The sequence below is a fragment of the Pseudomonas sp. B37(2017) genome (assembly GCF_002112885.1).
GTDB classification, from domain to species: domain Bacteria; phylum Pseudomonadota; class Gammaproteobacteria; order Pseudomonadales; family Pseudomonadaceae; genus Aquipseudomonas; species Aquipseudomonas paraglycinae.
Genome location: NZ_NEIX01000001.1, coordinates 591,769 through 610,810 on the forward strand (window position 1 = coordinate 591,769; position 19,042 = coordinate 610,810).

The following is a 19,042-nucleotide window of genomic DNA, read 5'->3' on the forward strand; positions in this document are numbered from 1 at the left end:
AAAACAGGGCAGTGACGGTAGCAGCCGGTTTTTTAACGCAAAGCCACCCCCGTGACCAGCACAGATTTGTAGCTTGAACAGCCGGCGCCGGCTCGGCGTCCGGGCCCGATTGGCTAAAGGTCGAGTGGGGCAAAATGTTGCAGTGTGCTATTCCAATCCCTCGACATCCTGAATTCCACCCGTGAGAGGCAGTCATGTTCAAAGGCATTTTGATCGACAAAGACGACAGCGGTTATCGCGCCAACCTGCAGGAGATCAACGACGAGCAGTTGCCGGAAGGCGATTTGACGGTACGCGTCGCGTACAGCACGCTGAACTTCAAGGACGGCCTGGCGATCACCGGCAGCAGCCCGGTGGTGCGCAAGTTTCCGATGGTGCCGGGGATCGATCTGGCGGGCACCGTCGAAGTCAGCTCGCACCCGGACTACAAGGTCGGCGATGCGGTGCTGCTCAATGGCTGGGGCGTCGGTGAAAACCACTGGGGCGGCCTGGCGCAGAAGGCACGACTCAACGGTGACTGGCTGATTCCGCTGCCCAAGGGATTCACCGCTGCGCAAGCGATGGCCATCGGCACGGCCGGTTATACGGCGATGTTGTGCGTCATGGCGCTGGAGCGCAACGGCGTGACCCCGCAACAGGGTGAAGTGCTGGTGACTGGCGCAAACGGCGGCGTCGGCAGTTTTGCCATCGCGTTGCTGAGCAAGCTGGGCTACCGCGTGGTCGCTTCGACCGGTCGGGTGTCGGAACACGAATACCTGAAACAACTGGGTGCCGGCGAAATCATTGATCGCGCCACTCTGTCGGAACCCGGAAAACCGCTGGCCAAAGAGCGCTGGGCGGGCGTCATCGATTCAGTCGGCAGTCACACGCTGGCCAATGCCTGCGCCAGCACCCGGGCCGAAGGTACGGTGGCCGCGTGCGGTCTGGCTCAGGGCATGGACTTTCCGGCGTCTGTGGCGCCGTTCATTCTGCGCGGCGTGACGCTGGCCGGGATCAACAGCGTGACCCAGCCCAAGGCGCGCCGCATCGAGGCCTGGGATCGTCTGGCGAAGGATCTGGATTTCAGCCTGCTGCCGCTGATCAGCCATGAAATCGGCCTCGGCGAAGCACTCGAAGCAGCCCCGAAGTTGCTCGCCGGGCAGTTGCGCGGGCGGGTTGTGGTCGACGTCAATCGCTGACACATTAGCGCCACCGCGGCCCGCACGGGCCGCACTTCGAGCTAATGGAGTGGCGTTTTCGATGGACTTACAACAGCAATACGTCGATGCATTCACGGTTTCCGGCCTGCGCGTACGCACCACCAACGCAGCCGAATACAATCCTGAAACCGCGCAGATCGGTCCGATGTGGGGGCAGTTTTTTGCCAAGGGGCTGGCCGAGGTGATTTCCGGCAAACTGACCGAGTCGTCAGTGTATGGCGTGTATTCGGCTTACGAGTCGGATGCCTCCGGGGAATTCGATGTCATCGCCGGGGTGGCGGTGACCGAACCGTCAGCAGACTTCGAGACGATCCGGATCGAAAGCGGCAATTATCTGATGTTCGAAGGGCGCGGCCCGTTGCCGGGAGCGGTCATCGAGACCTGGGGTCGAATCTGGCAGCACTTTGAAGCCAATCCGCAGATCGAGCGTCGATTCGCCACCGATTTCGAGGCCTATACCGGCCCCGAATCGGTGGCGATTTACATCGGCCTGCGTTAAGCCGGCGTTTCGCGCAGCAACAGCTCACGCTTGCGCTCCACGCCCCAGCGGTAGCCGCTGAGATTGCCGTCGCTGCGCACCACACGGTGGCACGGAATGGCTACCGCGAGGCTGTTGGCGCCGCAAGCCTGGGCCACTGCGCGCACGGCTTTTGGCGAGCCGATACGCAAGGCGATATCCGCATAGCTGGCGGTGCTGCCGACCGGTATTTCGCCCAGCGCCTGCCACACCCGTTCCTGAAACGCCGTGCCGCGCACATCCAGCGGCAAATCCAGCCCGATGGCAGGCGCTTCGATGAAGCCAACGACGCGGGCGATCAGTTGTTCGAACTCGGCATCGGCGCCGATCAGGTTGGCCCGGCGAAACTGGTCCTGCAGGTCGCACACCAATTGGTGCGGATCGTCCCCCAACAGAATCGCGCAGATCCCGCGCTCGCTCTGTGCCACCAGAATGGCGCCGAGCGAGCACTGGCCGACGGCGAAGCGGATGTCGTTGTTCTGGCCGGCGGCCCGGAAGTCGCCGGGTTTCATGCCCAGCACCTGATCGGCCGCCTCGTAGAAACGGCTGTTGGAATTGAAGCCAGCGTCATACAACGCCTCGGTCACCGAGCCGCCGTCTGCCAGACGCTGACGAACCCGGCGCGAACGATGCGCGGCGGCGTAGCCTTTAGGCGTCAGGCCCGTCGCAGCTTTAAACACGCGATGAAAATGAAAGGCGCTCAGGCCGGCGGTCTCGGCGAGATCGTTGAGCGCCGGCAGGTTTTCCGACGCCTCGATCTGTCGGCAGGCTGCGGCAACGGTGGCGGCGTGCTGTGCAGCGACTTCGGTCTGATCCTTGCTCGCCCGTTTGCTGGGGCGATAGCCCGCTGCCTCGGCGTCCTCGGCAGTGTCGAAAAACTCGACGTTCTGCGGTTTCGGCAAGCGCGCCAGGCTGCTGGGGCGGCAATAGATGCCGGTGGTTTTCACGGCATAGACAAATTGGCCGTCCGCCCGAGGGTCACGTGCCACGACAGCGGCCCAACGTGGATCGTCTTCAGTGTTCAGCGAGGTGGAAAGCGTTTTCATGATGGAGAGTCCGTTGACCTGTTGAATTTCAGGTTAACCAGTGCCACCGGCCGGAACACTCCGACCCTTGCGGTCAAACTTTGCAGGATTATCCAGCGGTGCGAAACGTCAGGTTGAAGCGCTGTTCGCCAAGGCGCGGGTGCCGACCAGGCTTGATCGGCAGGATGCCGTGATAGCGCAGCCGGTCGACACCGCCCCAGACCACCATGTCGCCGTGCAGCAGCGAAATCTTCTGGCTCCTGTCGCCGCGCGCGAAACCGCCGAACAGGAACGTTGCCGGCAAGCCCAATGACAGCGAAACGATCGGCGCCTCGTAGGCATTTTCGTCTTTGTCCTGATGCAACGACATCTTTGCGCCCGGGACATAACGATTGATCAGGCAGGAATCCGGTACGAAGTCGGCAAATCCGGCGCGTTTCGCTGCCGTCTGCGCCAACTCGCGAAACACCTCGGGCATGGCCGGCCAAGGGCGATGGCTCACGGGATCTTCAGATGAATAGCGATAGCCGCTCCGATCGGTGATCCAGCCCAGTGCACCGCAACTGCTGGTGGCCACCGACATGCTGAAACCTCCGGGTGTCATCATGTGGCGCAGCGGGGCGCAGGCGATGATCGATTCCAGGGCCGGCAACAACTGCTCGATTTGCGGCAGGGCAAAGCCGCGTAGCACCCAGGATTGCTCGCCGATCTGTTCGGCGCGCCGGGGCTGCTCGGATTCTGTGTCGGCGAACAGATCGAAGGTGGTTTGCATGATCGTCAGGTCGCGTCGTGGAAGATGATGCCCAGAGTATGCCGTTTTCCGCTGTGCAGTCGGCTGACACCGTGACGCATGGTCACCCGATAGTCGCCGCGCACGCCTTTGACCGGGCGCTGGTTGACGGCAAAGATCAGCGCGTCGCCTTTTCTCAGGTCCATCACCAGCGGACGGGACTGCATTCTCGGACGTTGTTCGGTCATGACGAACTCACCGCCGGTGAAGTCTTCGCCAGGTTCTGACAGAAGAATCGCCACTTGCAACGGAAACACATGTTCGCCGTACAGGTCCTGATGCAGACAGTTGTAGTCTTGCGGGCCGTATTGCAGCAAGAGCGGGGTAGGTCGCAATTGACCGGCGGCGTGACAGCGCTCGAGAAATTCGCTGTGTTGCTCTGGAAAGCGCGCTGGCAGGCCCATTCGTTCATGCCAGCGGTTGGCCAGAGGCACGAGTCGCGGGTAAAGCGCGCTGCGCAAGCGTTCCACCACGGGGGGAAGCGGATAGCGCAGGTATTTGTATTCCCCGCGCCCGAAACCGTGGCGGGTCATGATGACCTGGGATCGAAACGGTTCACTTTGTGGGTAAAGCGCACTCAACCGATCACAGGTGTCCGGGCGCAGCAGCGTGCGGATGACGGCACAACCGTCCTGATCCAGTTGCTGCTCCAGAGCAATCCAGTCGAGCGCATCGAGCGGGGAGGCGGGTGAGGGTGACATGCTGATTCCTTGGCTTACATTCAGGTATCAGTCTGGGCCGTCCACCCGGTCGCAACACTCCGCCGCTTGCGGTCGAATTTCGCCCGGGTCTTACAGGGCCTTGCTGACGCTGATGTCGCTGATCACATCATCGCTCTGGCCATGCAGGGCATCCAGTGCGGCCTTGGCTTCTTCCGGCGTGCCGTTTTCCAGCTGGGCGAACTCGAAGCGGCGTTCACCGTTGAGTTTGTACTTGATCACGTATTTGGTCGTTTGGGCCACGTTGATGCTTACCTGTCTGCGTTGGCGGAACTGCTCAGCTGAGTTTGGAGCTGGAGCGGCGAATGATCTTGATCGAGTGCGTCAGGATCGGCTTGCGGGTCACGCTGATCGCGCGGCGGTTGACGGTGTCGATGGTGATGTTCCAGAAACCGGTGCTCGGCGCGGTAATGCGGGCCGGGAATGTGTCGAAAGCACCGCCGTGATAGGTGTGACGGCCGCCATTCTTGAAGCTGCGGAAGTTGGCGTCGTTCATCAAGCGGATGTTGCAGGTTTGCGAGCATTGAATGACGACGATGTCGTCTTCGTTGAGGTGCTCGCGCTGGTGAATGAATTTCATGGGCGCCTCCAGAAGGGCTTTTTCTACAAAATCAAAACGATAGCATTGTCGATTGGCGCAGTTTATCAGCCCGGACAGGTTATTATCCGGCTGTCAGGCACCGCTTTGACAATTAAAAACAGATATTCACGATTCTATGTGAGTTAAATGCAGCAGGCCTCGGAGAAAAACGGCATTCGTGCTGTCGGAGGGTCTTTATCGGAGGTTTTGTATGAAGTGGGGTGTGGTGATTCTGCCGTTGGCATTGGCTATGGGTGGTTGCGCAAGCGTTTCGGAAATCAATGAAACGTTGCCGACCATGAACGTCATTTCCGGCAAGAAACCCCATGAATATGCTGAGTGCCTGGCCGAAAAGCTGTCAAGCAGCCGGGGTGCCCTGCAGGTAGAGCGGAGCAAGGACGAAGTACGGGTCATCGTTCCGGGCAAGCTGGGATCGGGTCCGGCCGCGGTGTTTGACATCGAGGATCGCTCCGGTGGCAGCAGCATCAAGCTGCACGAGCGGATGTCCAATGTGCCGCTGCGTCCATGGGATGTGCGCAAAGCCGCCACGGCCTGTATTTCCGGCTGATAGACTGTCAGCAGTCAGCATTGATGCCGTCACAGCGTTGCTGTGGCGGCATTGTCATTTCTGGGAGCGGTGAATGAAGAGAGAGCAGGTGCGTGAGCGACACAAGGAAGGGCTCATTGCGGCGACCCATGTGATCCAGAACCCGGCGAATCCGGGGGAGTGGATCGTGTTTTTCAAGAAGAGCGCCGGTCGCAGTTACTTCCTGGTCGACGATAACGACGAAGTCGAATCCTTCAACCGGCTCGACGACCTGATCGAGGTCGTGCGCGGGCTGGGTATCAAGTTCGCCGAAATTCACATGTAAGGCTATTTGCACACCACCACGACGCTGCGGGTTTTGTAGTTGCCGACGTCGACGCCCAGCGTCTTGTCGCTTTCCTTGGGCGCCGGTGTGCCGTCGGTCCCGACGATCCGATAACCCGTTCCGGCGCAGGATGCGTCCGCCTTTTCATAACAGGTGGCCCAGGAATTGGCTTCGCCGGAGCAGTCGATGCTCAACCCTTGTTCGCCGTTGTTCAGGTAGGTGGTCTGTGAGGTGGCGCAACCGGCCAGGGCCGCGAGCGCAATCAGGGGCAGGAAGCTGATGAGGGGGCGGTTGATCATGGCAATGTCGTCTTCGAGGAGGAGGGGGCTAGACGCTATGACAGCGCCGGCATGAAAAGGTTATAGCGATTGGCCACGTCTTTGTGCGCAGTCCAAAAAAAGCCCTGCGCGAAGGCAGGGCCGGGATTCGTCGTTGCGGATCAGTCTTGATCCTTGCCGCGACGTTTCGGTGCAGGAGGCGTGTAATCAAGCACCGCGGCTACTTCAATCGCCATCGCTTCAGTGGGCAACGGACCGGACACATCTTCGCCGTTGGCGGCGGTGATATGCCACTGGCCATCTTTCCCCTTGGCGACGGTGTACCCATTGATGATTTTTGCTGCGGACATCTAACGGCCTCGTTGGCTGGTTCAAAGGCGCCATGATAACGGTAAATGGCCAAACGGGCGCAGGTCGATGAGGTGTTCCGAGATCTTTGGGCTACGCTGATTGCGCAGCCTCTGTGTGCGGATGGAACTATCCGCCAGATTATTTCTCTATGTTGACATCGGTTAGCCAGTGCGGGGCATTGTAAGGTGCACGCCGCCTGATTAGACTGCGCCGAAACTCGTACACACAGCCCTTTCAAGGACTTATATGATCAAGAAATGCTTGTTCCCAGCAGCCGGTTACGGTACTCGCTTCCTCCCAGCGACTAAGGCCATGCCCAAAGAAATGCTGCCGGTGGTAAACAAGCCACTGATCCAGTACGGCGTCGAAGAAGCTCTGGATGCTGGCCTGAACGAAATCTCCATCGTGACCGGCCGTGGCAAGCGTGCCCTGGAAGACCACTTCGACATCAGCTATGAGCTGGAAAACCAGATCAAAGGCACCGACAAGGAAAAATACCTGGTCGGTATCCGCAAGCTGTTGGACGAGTGCTCGTTCTCCTACACCCGTCAGACCGAAATGAAAGGCCTGGGTCACGCAATCCTGACCGGTCGCCCGCTGATCGGTGACGAACCGTTCGCCGTGGTGCTGGCAGACGACCTGTGCGTCAACCTTGAAGGCGACGGCGTGCTGACCCAGATGGTCAAACTGTACAAGCAGTTCCGCTGCTCGATCATTGCCATCCAGGAAGTCGATCCGCAGGAAACCAGCAAGTACGGCGTGATCGCTGGCGAAATGATCCGCGACGACATCTACCGCGTACACAGCATGGTCGAGAAGCCAAAGCCGGAAGACGCACCGTCGAACCTGGCGATCATCGGCCGTTACATCCTGACCCCGGACATCTTCGACCTGATCGAACAGACCGAGCCAGGCAAAGGCGGTGAAATCCAGATCACCGACGCCCTGATGAAACAAGCCCAGAACGGCTGCGTGATGGCCTACAAGTTCAAGGGCAAGCGTTTCGACTGCGGTGGTGCTGAAGGCTACATCGAAGCAACCAACTTCTGCTTCGAGAACTTCTACAAGACTGGCAAGGCTTACTGATAGCGCCTGATCTGCCTGTACGAAAAAGCCACCTTCGGGTGGCTTTTTCATTTTCCGCCCCTATATCGGCAGGAGTGCTTGCCCAACGGACGACGGCGGGTATGCTGATCGCCTGCCGAGGAGATAGAAATGGCCTACGATTTTGACCTTTATGTGATTGGCGCCGGTTCCGGCGGTGTGCGGGCTGCGCGTTTTGCTGCCGGGTTCGGTGCGAAAGTGGCGGTGGCCGAGAGCCGTTATCTGGGCGGTACTTGCGTCAACGTCGGTTGCGTACCGAAAAAACTGTTGGTGTACGGCGCTCACTTTGCCGAAGACTTCGAACAATCCTCGGGTTTTGGCTGGAGCCTGGGTGAGGCGGATTTCGATTGGGCCACGCTGATTGCCAACAAGGATCGCGAGATCAATCGCCTGAACGGCATTTATCGCAATCTGCTGGTCAACAGCGGTGTGACGCTGCATGAAGCCCACGCGAAAATCGTTGGTCAGCACGAAGTTGAGGTCAACGGCGAGCGCTACACCGCGAAAAATATTCTGATCGCCACCGGTGGCTGGCCGCAGATCCCCGAGATTCCGGGGCATGAGCATGCGATCAGCTCGAACCAGGCGTTCTTCCTCAAAGAACTGCCCAAGCGTGTACTGGTCGTCGGTGGCGGTTACATTGCCGTCGAATTTGCCGGAATTTTCCATGGCTTGGGCGCCAACACGACATTGTTGTATCGCGGGGATCTGTTCCTGCGTGGTTTCGACGGTTCGGTTCGCAAGCATCTGCAGGAAGAACTGACCAAGCGCGGTCTGGATTTGCAATTCAATGCCGACATTGCCCGCATCGACAAGCAATCCGACGGCAGCCTGAAGGCGACCCTCAAGGATGGTCGCGTACTGGAAGCGGATTGTGTGTTCTATGCCACCGGCCGACGTCCGATGCTGGACAACCTGGGGCTGGAAAACACCGATGTGCAGCTCGACGACAAAGGCTTCATCAAAGTCGACGAGCAATATCAAACCACCGAGCCGTCAATTCTGGCGCTGGGCGATGTCATCGGTCGTGTGCAGTTGACGCCAGTGGCGCTGGCTGAAGGCATGGCAGTGGCACGGCGCCTGTTCAAACCTGAGCAATACCGTCCGGTGGATTACAAGATGATCCCGACGGCAGTGTTCAGCCTGCCGAACATCGGCACCGTCGGCCTGACCGAAGAAGAGGCGCGGGAAGCGGGTCACGACGTCGTGATCTACGAAAGCCGCTTCCGGCCGATGAAGCTGACCCTGACTGACTGCCAGGAGCGCACGCTGATGAAGCTGGTGGTCGATGGCAAGTCCGACAAGGTGCTGGGCTGTCACATGGTCGGGCCGGATGCTGGCGAGATCGTGCAAGGTCTGGCAATCGCGTTGAAGGCTGGCGCCACCAAGCGTGACTTCGACGACACCATCGGTGTGCACCCGACGGCGGCCGAAGAATTTGTCACCATGCGTACGCCGGTCGGCGCTTAAGTCTTTTTCGGTTCTGCTGCGTCTGGCGCTGCCGCAACGGTGGTGGCCAGGCGCAGACTGTCTTGCGCTTTGGTCAATTCCTTCTCCAATGACTGATTGAGCTGCGATTGCTCGTCGACGTTCTGCTTGAGCGTCTGACTTTCCAGCAGGGCCACGCGCAGGCGTTCCTGGAGGAGGGTGCGTTCGCTGTCGACGCGGGACGCTTGCTCCAACAGTTGATCCTGACGCTGATTGCTGTGCTTGAGCTGATCCTGCATCAGGCTCAGTTCGCGCACGGTGCCGCGATTTTCGGTCAGCAGGCGCTCGTTGTCGCGGTGCAGCTGGGTGATCTCGTCCTGACGTACCAGTGCGCTTTGCTGCGCCTGGCGCAACTCCATCTGCAACTGCTGCACCTGGGTTTCGTGACGACTTTGTTCCTGCTCGCGCTGTTCCTTGATGGCGTTGCGGTAGTGCTCAAGCGCATCACGGGCGTGCAGGTGCTTTTCTTCCAGCGAGCGGATCTGCTCGTCCTTGTCCTGCAAGCGCAATTCAAAATCGGCCAGCGCCTGATTCAGCCCGGCGTTGCGGGTCTGTTCGGTCTGCAGCATCGAGCGGGTATCGCTCAGGGCTTCTGATTCCTTGGCCAGTGCTGCGGCCTGAATGTCGTGCTTCTTCTCCAGTTGCGCGTGATCCTGACGAAGCTGATTCAGCTCGTCCTCCAGCGCCTGACGCTGTTGCTCGTACTGCTCGCGCGCCTGATCAATCGGCTCCTGAGCCTGTTCTTTCAAGCGTTGGGCAAGGCGCGTGACGAGCGCCAGCAGCTCGTCATCGATGGGCTCTGCCGAAGGATCGGCCGGTTCGCTGCCGTCATCCAGCTCCTTCAGATAACGATGAATCGTGGTTTTTGAACCCGTATTGCCCAGTTCGATGCGTACTGCGTCGATGCTGGGGTGTTCGCCACGGGCGAGGATCGCTGTGCGCGCGATCTGGACTACTGCTTTGTTAACGCCGCCACGGGCCATATCTGCTCCTACCATTTCGTACTGTGGTACATGCCACCAAAGTACGCAGTGTACCATGTTGAAAATAAAGTAAAACAAGCACCGATAAACGGGCGGGATATACTGGTATTACCCCATGTGAAACCCCTAAAATCGGTTTCCGCACAAACCCTCAGTACGCCGCGAGAAAATCAGCCCATGAGCGATATCGATCGCTATCTGCAAGCCGCCACCCGTGACAACACCCGCCGCAGCTATCGTTCGGCCGTCGAGCATTTCGAAACGGTCTGGGGTGGGTTCCTGCCCGCGACAGCGGACAGCATCGCGCGGTATCTGGTGGCGCATGCCGGCGTGCTGTCGGTCAACACGCTGAAGTTGCGTCTGTCGGCGCTGGCGCAGTGGCACAACAGTCAGGGCTTTGCCGATCCCACCAAGTCGCCGGTGGTGCGCAAAGTGTTCAAGGGCATTCGCGCCCTGCATCCCGCGCAGGAAAAACAAGCCGAGCCACTGCAACTGCACGATCTTGAGCAGACCGTCGCCTGGCTTGAGCAGGAAATGAAAGACGCCCGGGAACAACAGGACCGGCCGCTGCTGCTAAGAGCTTGTCGCGACCGCGCGTTGATCCTTCTGGGCTTCTGGCGCGGCTTTCGCAGCGATGAACTGTGTCGGGTGCAGATCGAGCATGTGCAGGCGCACGCCGGCAGCGGCATTACCCTGTACCTGCCGCGCAGCAAGGGCGATCGGGAAAACCTCGGGCAGACCTATCAGGCGCCGGCGCTGTTGAAGCTATGCCCGGTGCAGGCTTACATCGAATGGATCACCGAAGCGGCACTGGTGCGAGGTCCGGTATTTCGCGCCGTCGACCGCTGGGGCAATCTGAGCGAGGAGGGCTTGCACGCCAACAGCGTGATTCCGTTGCTGCGTCAGGCCCTGGAGCGCGCGGGAATCTCCGCCGAGCGCTACACCAGCCATTCCCTGCGGCGCGGCTTCGCAACCTGGGCCCATCAAAGCGGCTGGGATCTCAAATCGTTGATGAGTTACGTGGGCTGGAAGGATATGAAGTCCGCCATGCGCTATGTTGAAGCGAGCCCCTTTCACGGGATGGCCCGGATTACGGATAAGCCGCTGTCGCCGTAGATATCGTTTTCTTCTATTAATACCCTCAGCTAATAGCGAAAACAAATCAGCAGCATCAGGTTTGCCAATGAGCCATCCGTCGAGTGACTGGGTAGGATTCACCCATCGAATTCACAACCCTGACGGAGAGTCATCAATGCCTATCATCAACAGCCAAGTAAAACCGTTCAAAGCTACCGCGTTCAAAAACGGCGACTTCGTACAAGTCTCGGACGCTGACCTGAAAGGCAAATGGTCCGTAGTGTTCTTCTACCCGGCCGACTTCACTTTCGTTTGCCCAACCGAGCTCGAAGACCTGGCTGACAACTACGCCGCCTTCCAGAAACTGGGCGTAGAGATCTACAGCGTTTCGACCGACACCCACTTTGCCCACGCTGCCTGGCACAACACTTCGCCAGCCATCGGCAAAATCCAGTACACCATGATCGGCGACCCGACTCAGGTCATCTCCCGCAACTTCGACGTGCTGATCGAAGAAGCTGGTCTGGCGGATCGTGGCACCTTCGTGATCAACCCTGAAGGCCAGATCAAAATCGTTGAACTGAACGATGGCGGCGTTGGCCGTGACGCTTCCGAGCTGCTGCGCAAAATCAAGGCTGCTCAGTACGTTGCTGCTCACCCAGGCGAAGTTTGCCCGGCCAAATGGAAAGAAGGCGAGGCCACTCTGGCTCCGTCCCTGGACCTGGTCGGCAAGATCTAAGTCTGTGACACGCAATGCAGGGCGGGACTCCGCACCTACTTAAGTAAGCTGCACCGCCCAATAGAAAAGCCCGGGCGAGATTCGCTCGGGCTTTTTTTCGCCTCAAATAAAGTCAGGAGATCGCCCGTATGTTGGACGCCAATCTTAAAGCCCAGTTGAAATCGTACCTGGAACGGGTCACCCAGCCGATCGAGATCGTTGCTTCACTCGACGACGGTGCGAAATCCCGTGAAATGCTCGACCTGCTGAAAGACGTTGCCAGTCTTTCGCACCAGATTACCTTGATCGACAGCGGCGACGATGCACGCAAACCGTCGTTCTCGGTCAACCGCCCCGGTGCCGATATCAGCCTGCGTTTCGCCGGCATCCCGATGGGCCATGAATTCACTTCGCTGGTGCTGGCCTTGCTGCAAGTCGGCGGCCACCCTTCGAAGGCCAGTGTCGAAGTGATCGAGCAGATCCGCTCGCTCAAGGGCGAGTTCAACTTCGAGACTTATTTTTCGCTGTCCTGCCAGAACTGCCCGGACGTCGTTCAGGCACTGAACCTGATGGCCGTGCTGAACCCGAACATCCGCCATGTCGCCATCGACGGCGCGCTGTTCCAGGACGAAGTCAATGATCGCAAGATCATGGCCGTGCCGAGCATCTACCTGAACGGTGAAAACTTCGGTCAGGGCCGCATGGGCCTGGAAGAAATCCTCGCCAAGCTCGACGCCGGCGCCATCGAGCGTCAGGCCGAGAAAATCAGCGCCAAGCAAGCCTTTGATGTGCTGGTGGTCGGCGGTGGCCCGGCCGGTGCTTCGGCGGCGATCTACGCCGCACGTAAAGGCATTCGCACCGGTGTTGCAGCCGAGCGCTTCGGCGGTCAGGTGTTGGACACCATGGCCATCGAGAACTTCATTTCCGTGCAGGAAACCGAAGGCCCGAAACTGGCGACCGCGCTGGAAGAACACGTCAAGCAATACGACGTCGACATCATGAACCTGCAACGCGCCGACAAGCTGATCCCGGGCAAGAATGGCGAGCTGCATGAGGTTCACTTCGCCAGCGGCGCGACCCTCAAGGCCAAGAGTGTGATTCTGGCGACCGGCGCGCGGTGGCGTGAAATGAACGTGCCGGGCGAGCAGGAATACCGCAACAAAGGCGTGGCGTACTGCCCGCACTGCGACGGCCCGCTGTTCAAAGGCAAGCGTGTGGCGGTGATTGGCGGCGGTAACTCCGGCGTCGAAGCGGCTATCGATCTGGCCGGTATCGTCTCTCACGTCACCTTGCTGGAGTTCGACGTTCAGCTGCGCGCCGACGCCGTATTGCAACGCAAGCTGCACAGCCTGCCGAACGTCACCGTGATCACCAGTGCACTGACCACTGAAGTCACCGGCGATGGCCAGAAGGTCAATGGTCTGCGCTACAAGGATCGCAACACTGACGAGCTGCGCACGGTCGAGCTGGAAGGGATCTTTGTGCAGATCGGTCTGCTGCCCAACACCGATTGGCTCAAAGGTACTATCGAGCTGTCGCCGCGCGGCGAGATCATCGTCGACAACCGCGGTGAAACCTCGATCCCGGGTATCTTCGCTGCCGGCGACGTGACCACCGTGCCGTACAAGCAGATCGTGATTGCAGTGGGCGAGGGCGCCAAGGCTTCCCTCAGTGCTTTCGATCACCTGATCCGCACTTCGGCTCCGGCGTAAATCCCGGGCCTGAAAAAGAAAAACCCCCATCAGCGATGATGGGGGTTTTTCTTTGCGTGTTGCTTTTTACCCAGGTCCAGCTTTACAGCGGAGCTGGCTGAATGATCTCGACCCAGTAGCCATCCGGATCCTTGATGAACGCCAGGCTCTTCATGCGGCCATCGGTCAGGCGCTTCTGGAAGTCGCAGCCCAACTCTTCAAAGCGTGCGCAGGCAGCGACGATGTCCGGTACCGAAATGCAGATGTGGCCGAAACCGCGCGGGTCGGTGTTGCCGTTGTGGTAGGCGAAGTCTGCGTCGTTCTCGGTGCCGTGGTTGTGGGTCAGTTCCAGAATGCCGGGAATCGACTTCATCCACTCGGTGCGGGCAGCGGCGTCGGCCGGAATCTGCGATTTGTCGACCAGCGCGAGGAAGTACAGGCTGAATTCCGCTTCCGGGAAATCACGCTTCTCTACCAGCGAGAAACCCAGTACGCGGGTGTAGAAATCCAGCGACTTGGTGATGTCTTTGACGCGCAGCATGGTGTGGTTGAACACGAAGTTGCGGGTTGCGCTGTCCGGGGTGGCGGTGACGCCAGGGAAAGTGTTCAGTTCTTGCAGGCTCATGGGCCCTCCGTAACAAATTGGGGCGAGTGAATGGGCGCAATGATACGCATGCCTGGCAGCATCGCCAAACCGAAAGCGCGGGCTTGCCCTGCGGGCGGGCGGGCCTCAGACTTTACGGCTCAATCCGCGAGTGCCTCTGGTAATGATCCGACCGTTCAAATCGCTGTTCGTTTTCCTGGGTTTTTCCCTGCTTGCTCTGCCGGCATTTGCCGAGGCGCCGAGCATCACCTGGCCCGCCGGTTGGGAAGTCGAGGCGCTGCCCGAAACCTCCCCGGAAGTCTCCCGTCAGCGGGCAGTGAAGATTGACGCCGATGGCAATCAGGTGATGGTGATGGAGTTGACGATGACCCGCGTGGAAAGTGGTCATCAGGTCAACTTGCAGGGCGTGTTGCTGGAAATGCGCAAGTCGGTGCAGAAAGACTTTTTCCAGAGCGGTTATCAGAGTGTCTGCAACAAGGTTCACGCGAGTACGCTGGGCTCGATGACTGCGCTTGAAACCACTTGTACGGTGACTGAAAACGGCCGTCATGTGTTGTCGCAAACATTGGTTGCAGCGGTCGAGGCGGATAAGGCTTACGTACTTTCGTATGCCGGGCAGGCGGAGGTTTATAAGGCGAGCGGCGACGACATAATGGCTGCGCGAAACAGCTTGAAATTCTAGTCGTCTGTTCGTGGTCAGCCTGATGTTAGATACCGGAACTGATTAAACATAAAGTTAATCTCCGGCTAACGGGGCAACATTCGGAAGCATAGTTTCAGCGCGAGAACGGTTTGAGATTCAACTTGCCCGCCAGAAAAATCGTTGCATTTGTTAAATATTGTCCGAAAAAAAGCCCTGCATATGCAGGGCTTTCATGTTTGCGAGGGATTAACCGCGCAACCAGGAATCAACGGTGGCTGCACCGTATTGTTCCTTCCAGGCTTTCAGGCCACGGTGGTTGCCACCCTTGGTCTCGATCAGCTCGCCGGTGTGCGGGTTCTGATAGACCTTGACCACGCGAGCGCGGCGGGTTTTAGGTGCGGCGGTCGATTGCAGACCGGATTTCGCCGGGTTCGGATCGAGAATGGCGATGATGTCTTTCAGGCCTTTGCCGTAGGTTTTCATCAGCCCCTGGAGCTTTTCTTCGAATTCGATTTCTTTCTTGAGCCCGGCATCGTTCTTCAGCGATTCCAGCTGCTTGAGCTGTTCCTGAAGGGCCTTTTCAGCTGCACGAAATTCAGCGAGTCTGGACAATATCTTTACTCCAATAGTGTGTTTGGCTGATACCAACCGCAAACAAAGCTATAAGCCAAGAGCCTTGAAGCGACTCGGTGATAATGGCTCACCTGCCCATCTTGCAACAGGTAAGAAAAATTGTAGTAGTTAATGCGACAAGAGTAAATCCTGACTTTTTCTTCATGTAACAACAACGCTGTTTTGTATCAATTTGGTGCGAGCTGTCGGCGAGTCAGGATTTATCCCGCCAAGTTAATGATGAGTTAATGCTTCGATGAAGTCTGCAGCCGGCATCGGTTTGCCGAAAAGGTAGCCTTGCAGAAAGTTGACATGGTGGGCTGCCAGATAATCACACTGGGCTTGCGTCTCGACACCTTCGGCCACAATGCCCAGATCCAGTTTGGTGGAAAGCTCGATGATGCTGTCCAGAATGTGCCGGGACAGGGCGTCTTTATCGATCATGGCGACAAATGTCTGATCGATCTTGAGGAAGTCGACATTGAAAGTCCTCAAGTAGCCAAGGCTTGAATGGCCGGTACCAAAGTCGTCAATCGCGATCTTCACGCCCATTGCACGCAGTTGCGCGAACAGTTGATGGGTAATGTCGGACGGCTCGATCAGCTCGCGTTCGGTCAGTTCCAGAACCAGGCTGATGCTGCCGGGCTGGAACGCTGACAAAAATTCACGGCAATCCTCAATCAGCTCCAGATCGTGGCAGTGGCTGTCGGTGATGTTGATGCCGATGTGGAACGGCGCGGTAAAGGTCGCTGACAGCGGCCCCAGCACGACAGCAGTTTGCTGCATCAAGGCGCGGGTCATCGGCACGATCAACCCGGAGTGTTCTGCAAAGGGTATGAACAGGTCCGGACGCACCAGCCCCTCCTTGGGATGGTTCCAGCGCATCAGCACTTCCGCGCCCGACCAGCGTTTGCTGTCGCCGTGCACCACCGGTTGAAAGTACGGAATGAATTCTCCCGCCTCCAGCGCTCGCAGCATTTCATGGCTGGGCGAGGTGGAGCGCCTCTGCAAGATGTAGCCGATCGCTCCCGATACCGCACCGAAGAACATCAGCAGACTGAACAGCGGCGGGTACTCGTCTTTCATGTAGCGCCAGGTTTCGCCTGCCGGAAACGCGGCGCTGACCGAGAACGCATAGTGCGACGAGTGCAAGGTACTTTGCGCCACGGGTAACGCGGGCAGGGCGCCCTGATGCACTTTGCCGTCGGCGGAGAGCCAGTTGTTGCCGACTTGCAGCAATAACAACGTGTGCCGGCCGATCAGGCGCAGAATGTTGCTCAGGTGATAGCCGTCCAGCGTGGTCAGTGCGCCGCCGCGGCCCTCGCTCAGGCGATAGACCAGCAGCGCGGTGTCAGGCGTGACCGGGTTGCCGTTCATGAGCCACAACTTGCCCTGGGCGTAGTCGCCCGGATTCACCGCTTCCTTGAAGTCGCCGAACAGCGAACTGCAATAGAGATTGTCGTCCCACACCAGATTGGTCGAGCGCACGAACGGACGGCGAGTGACTTGTTCGCGCAACGCCAGTTTGACGGTCTCGCAGGTCTGGCCGGCCAAAGGCAACAGTTCGCGGGCGGCCTGGGCGGTGTTGTCGAGCATCAGTTCGAACTGCCGCAGGGCTTCATCGGCGGTGTGTTGCGAACTCTGCTGAAGGGCGCGTCCGGCCTGCATATAAAGAATCACGCTGCCGAGTACGATCGGCAGCAGGCCGCACAGTAATGTCACGATAATCCGGGTGCTGCGATTGCGGCGGGGCCTGACGGTCAGTGGCATTGGCGCATCCTGTCGCGGTGGAGTGGGGCTCTTGATGGCAGGCGAAGCGTGCGCGCAAAGCCCGAGGTCTGAGCCCATGATAGATGGCCAATGACAGCTGCGCCGATCAAAGATAATCCAGCCGAGTTGCTAGCTGAATGAATGCCAGCGTGGCGGGCGATGCCTGGCGCTGATCCAGCACCGCCAGACCGACTTGCCGGGTGACGGCGGGGGACAGCGGTCGCTTGACATAGCGCGGGTCGGGATCAAAAGGCAACGAACCTTCGGCCACCACGGTCATCGCATCGCCCCGGCCCACGGTGTCGAGGGTGCTGAGCAGTTGTGAGCAGCGATAGCGGATGTTCGGGCTCAACCGGGCGGCATTGAACAGGCGCGATACCAGCTCCGACGAACCGGCCTCGGTCAGCACGAACGGATCGTTGCATAAGTCTTTCAGCGTCACGGATTCGTGCGCCGCCAACGGGTGACCGAGCGGGAGCAGGGCGACCATCTGATCTTCGATCAAGGCAAAGGTGTCGAAGCGCTCCTCGGGCAACACCACAAAACCGATGTCGATCCGCCGCTCCTCCAGCCACTGAATCACTTGCCGATCCGGGCCTTCATCGATGTGCACTTCGATCCCCGGATGTGCCTGGCGATATTGCTGAAGAATCTTCGGCAACAATTTGATCGAGGACGTCGGCCCGAACGAGCCGATGCGCAAGGTTCCGCGTTTCATGCCGCGCGCATCCGCCGCCTCCTGGCGCAAGGTGTTTGCCAGCCCGAGCATCGCCCGCGCCCGCAACAGCAATTGCTCGCCGATGTCGCTCAGTTCCACTTGGGATTGATGGCGGCGCAGCAGTTCGACGCCCAGTTCCTGTTCCAGAGATTTCAAGGCGTGGGACACCGCCGACTGGGAAATCCCCAGACGATGGGCGGCGAGGGTGAAACCGCGCAGTTCGGCCACCAGCGAGAAGATTTCGAGTTGGGTCAGGGTCATGAGTAAAGACTCATTTTACGATGATGAGGAATCAATCGAATGATACGTCATCCGTCAGTCTCATCGTTGGGAGCGTTATGAGTTGTCATGAACCTGTCCGTCCGGCCGCCTCGGACATGCCCGTCTACCTGAACCTGGCCCTGGTCACCATGATCTGGGGCGGAACGTGGGTGGCCGGGCGGTTTCTTGCTGGCAGCCTGAGCCCGGTGTTCGCCGCCAGCCTGCGGTTTCTGCTGGCCAGTGTGGCGTTGGTCGTGTGTTTAAGGCTCGCTCGAATACGGTTGGCGCGGCCCACGTTCAGGCAATGGCTGCTACTGGCCCTGTTGGGGTTCTTCGGAATTTTCTTCTACAACCTGTGCTTCTTTTACGGGTTGCAGTACATCAACGCTTCCCGGGCCTCGTTGATCGTGGCGCTGAATCCAGCGGTCATTGGTCTGGCGTCATGGCTGCTGTTCAAGGAGCGGCTGAGTCGATTGAAGGTGATCGGCATCGCAATCTGCATCAGCGGGGCGGGTGTGGTGATCGTCAGTCGCAATCCGCAACTGCTGAGCGAAACGCCGGACGACTGGATTGGCGACCTGCTGATCCTCGGCTGCGTTTTGAGCTGGGGCGTCTATTCGCTGTTCTCCCGCAGCCTCAACCAGAGCATCGGCCCGGTGCAGACCGTGACCTTTTCGATTCTGCTGGGCACCCTGATGTTGTGGGCGCTGGCCCTGAGCCGTGGCGAAGTCGACGTTGCAGCGCTGGCCGCGCTTGGCACGCGCCAATGGCTGAGCCTGGCCTATCTGGGCGTGCTCGGCTCGGCGCTGGCCTACATCGGTTACTACGATGGCATCCGCAAGATCGGCGCCACGCGCTCCGGCGTGTTCATCGCGCTCAACCCGCTGACCGCCGTGCTGGCCGGTGCAATCCTGCTGGGCGAACAGCTGACGCTGGCCATGTGCCTGGGCGGCGTGCTGATTCTGGCGGGCATCTGGCTATGCAACAAACCCCTTGCACCGGCCGGAAAAAAGCGGATTTTATAGAGAGGGCAGACAACCCT

At 59.1% G+C, this 19,042-nt stretch carries 23 protein-coding genes; 11 read left to right on the forward strand and 12 right to left on the reverse strand.

Annotation, left to right across the window (positions count from 1 at the left end):
- Positions 1-194: 194 nt before the first annotated feature.
- Together CAF90_RS02760 and CAF90_RS02765 are read left to right on the forward strand one after the other, a co-directional pair.
- The gene (locus tag CAF90_RS02760; protein WP_085603342.1) at positions 195-1,178 is read left to right on the forward strand and encodes an MDR family oxidoreductase; all 984 of its coding nucleotides are present in this window, start codon (positions 195-197) and stop codon (positions 1,176-1,178) included.
- Positions 1,179-1,239: 61 nt separating this feature from the next.
- Positions 1,240-1,698 (forward strand): GyrI-like domain-containing protein, encoded by a 459-nt coding sequence (locus CAF90_RS02765; RefSeq protein WP_085603344.1) that lies wholly within the window; start codon positions 1,240-1,242, stop codon positions 1,696-1,698.
- On the opposite strand, the gene ada is transcribed toward CAF90_RS02765, so the two are convergent.
- The 5 genes from ada to CAF90_RS02785 form a co-directional block, all read right to left on the reverse strand.
- A complete protein-coding gene (ada, locus tag CAF90_RS02770; RefSeq protein ID WP_085603346.1) occupies positions 1,695-2,762 on the reverse strand; it encodes a bifunctional DNA-binding transcriptional regulator/O6-methylguanine-DNA methyltransferase Ada in 1,068 nt (355 codons plus the stop codon). The genes CAF90_RS02765 and ada overlap by 4 nt on opposite strands.
- 88 nt (positions 2,763-2,850) lie before the next feature.
- Positions 2,851-3,513, reverse strand: coding sequence for a DNA oxidative demethylase AlkB (gene alkB / locus CAF90_RS02775; protein ID WP_045121885.1), 663 nt, complete (start codon positions 3,511-3,513; stop codon positions 2,851-2,853).
- Between the two features lie 5 nt (positions 3,514-3,518).
- Complete coding sequence (locus CAF90_RS02780; protein WP_085603348.1) at positions 3,519-4,232, reverse strand: 2OG-Fe(II) oxygenase; 714 nt, start codon at positions 4,230-4,232, stop codon at positions 3,519-3,521.
- Between the two features lie 90 nt (positions 4,233-4,322).
- The gene (locus tag CAF90_RS29505; RefSeq protein ID WP_007958927.1) at positions 4,323-4,493 is read right to left on the reverse strand and encodes a hypothetical protein; all 171 of its coding nucleotides are present in this window, start codon (positions 4,491-4,493) and stop codon (positions 4,323-4,325) included.
- A gap of 34 nt (positions 4,494-4,527) precedes the next feature.
- The gene (locus CAF90_RS02785; protein ID WP_085603351.1) at positions 4,528-4,830 is read right to left on the reverse strand and encodes a DUF1883 domain-containing protein; all 303 of its coding nucleotides are present in this window, start codon (positions 4,828-4,830) and stop codon (positions 4,528-4,530) included.
- A 211-nt stretch (positions 4,831-5,041) separates the two neighbouring features.
- Between CAF90_RS02785 and CAF90_RS02790 the strand changes: the two genes are divergently transcribed.
- Positions 5,042-5,398: a hypothetical protein gene (locus CAF90_RS02790; protein WP_007958931.1), complete on the forward strand. Its 357-nt coding sequence runs from the start codon at positions 5,042-5,044 to the stop codon at positions 5,396-5,398.
- A 73-nt stretch (positions 5,399-5,471) separates the two neighbouring features.
- Positions 5,472-5,702, forward strand: coding sequence for a hypothetical protein (locus tag CAF90_RS02795; protein WP_011334337.1), 231 nt, complete (start codon positions 5,472-5,474; stop codon positions 5,700-5,702).
- A gap of 2 nt (positions 5,703-5,704) precedes the next feature.
- On the opposite strand, the gene CAF90_RS02800 is transcribed toward CAF90_RS02795, so the two are convergent.
- Complete coding sequence (locus tag CAF90_RS02800; RefSeq protein ID WP_085603353.1) at positions 5,705-6,001, reverse strand: hypothetical protein; 297 nt, start codon at positions 5,999-6,001, stop codon at positions 5,705-5,707.
- Between the two features lie 140 nt (positions 6,002-6,141).
- Entirely contained in the window at positions 6,142-6,330 is a 189-nt protein-coding gene (locus CAF90_RS02805; protein WP_007958936.1) for a hypothetical protein, read from the reverse strand.
- A gap of 247 nt (positions 6,331-6,577) precedes the next feature.
- Here CAF90_RS02805 and galU point away from each other — a divergent pair, with 247 nt between their 5' ends.
- Positions 6,578-7,417, forward strand: a complete 840-nt coding sequence (gene galU / locus CAF90_RS02810) for a UTP--glucose-1-phosphate uridylyltransferase GalU (protein WP_007958937.1) — start codon at positions 6,578-6,580, stop codon at positions 7,415-7,417.
- A gap of 129 nt (positions 7,418-7,546) precedes the next feature.
- Positions 7,547-8,905 (forward strand): glutathione-disulfide reductase, encoded by a 1,359-nt coding sequence (gorA, locus tag CAF90_RS02815; RefSeq protein ID WP_085603355.1) that lies wholly within the window; start codon positions 7,547-7,549, stop codon positions 8,903-8,905.
- On the opposite strand, the gene CAF90_RS02820 is transcribed toward gorA, so the two are convergent.
- On the reverse strand, positions 8,902-9,906 hold the full coding sequence (locus tag CAF90_RS02820; protein ID WP_085603357.1) for a DNA-binding protein: 1,005 nt from the start codon (positions 9,904-9,906) through the stop codon (positions 8,902-8,904). The genes gorA and CAF90_RS02820 overlap by 4 nt on opposite strands.
- A 177-nt stretch (positions 9,907-10,083) precedes the next feature.
- Between CAF90_RS02820 and CAF90_RS02825 the strand changes: the two genes are divergently transcribed.
- The 3 genes from CAF90_RS02825 to ahpF all read left to right on the forward strand — a co-directional run bounded on the left by CAF90_RS02825 (position 10,084) and on the right by ahpF (position 13,413).
- Positions 10,084-11,022, forward strand: coding sequence for a site-specific integrase (locus CAF90_RS02825; protein WP_139834456.1), 939 nt, complete (start codon positions 10,084-10,086; stop codon positions 11,020-11,022).
- 136 nt (positions 11,023-11,158) lie between these two features.
- On the forward strand, positions 11,159-11,722 hold the full coding sequence (gene ahpC / locus CAF90_RS02830) for an alkyl hydroperoxide reductase subunit C (protein WP_007958941.1): 564 nt from the start codon (positions 11,159-11,161) through the stop codon (positions 11,720-11,722).
- A 128-nt stretch (positions 11,723-11,850) separates the two neighbouring features.
- Positions 11,851-13,413 carry an alkyl hydroperoxide reductase subunit F gene (gene ahpF, locus CAF90_RS02835; protein WP_085603361.1) on the forward strand — a complete coding sequence of 521 codons (1,563 nt, stop codon included), beginning with the start codon at positions 11,851-11,853 and terminating at the stop codon, positions 13,411-13,413.
- Positions 13,414-13,495: 82 nt separating this feature from the next.
- Here the strand turns inward: ahpF and gloA are convergent, their stop codons facing one another.
- Complete coding sequence (gene gloA / locus CAF90_RS02840) at positions 13,496-14,017, reverse strand: lactoylglutathione lyase (RefSeq protein WP_065260490.1); 522 nt, start codon at positions 14,015-14,017, stop codon at positions 13,496-13,498.
- 142 nt (positions 14,018-14,159) lie between these two features.
- On the opposite strand from gloA, the gene CAF90_RS02845 reads away from it, so the two are divergent.
- Complete coding sequence (locus tag CAF90_RS02845) at positions 14,160-14,678, forward strand: DUF4946 domain-containing protein (protein WP_085603363.1); 519 nt, start codon at positions 14,160-14,162, stop codon at positions 14,676-14,678.
- A gap of 207 nt (positions 14,679-14,885) precedes the next feature.
- Here CAF90_RS02845 and CAF90_RS02850 read toward each other — a convergent pair whose 3' ends face one another.
- The 3 genes from CAF90_RS02850 to CAF90_RS02860 all read right to left on the reverse strand — a co-directional run bounded on the left by CAF90_RS02850 (position 14,886) and on the right by CAF90_RS02860 (position 18,000).
- Positions 14,886-15,251, reverse strand: a complete 366-nt coding sequence (locus CAF90_RS02850) for a histone-like nucleoid-structuring protein, MvaT/MvaU family (RefSeq protein WP_011334329.1) — start codon at positions 15,249-15,251, stop codon at positions 14,886-14,888.
- A gap of 234 nt (positions 15,252-15,485) precedes the next feature.
- A complete protein-coding gene (locus CAF90_RS02855; protein WP_085603365.1) occupies positions 15,486-17,021 on the reverse strand; it encodes an EAL domain-containing protein in 1,536 nt (511 codons plus the stop codon).
- A gap of 106 nt (positions 17,022-17,127) precedes the next feature.
- Positions 17,128-18,000, reverse strand: coding sequence for a LysR family transcriptional regulator (locus CAF90_RS02860; protein WP_085603367.1), 873 nt, complete (start codon positions 17,998-18,000; stop codon positions 17,128-17,130).
- Between the two features lie 77 nt (positions 18,001-18,077).
- Here CAF90_RS02860 and CAF90_RS02865 point away from each other — a divergent pair, with 77 nt between their 5' ends.
- Entirely contained in the window at positions 18,078-19,025 is a 948-nt protein-coding gene (locus CAF90_RS02865; protein WP_085603369.1) for a DMT family transporter, read from the forward strand.
- Positions 19,026-19,042: the final 17 nt, after the last annotated feature.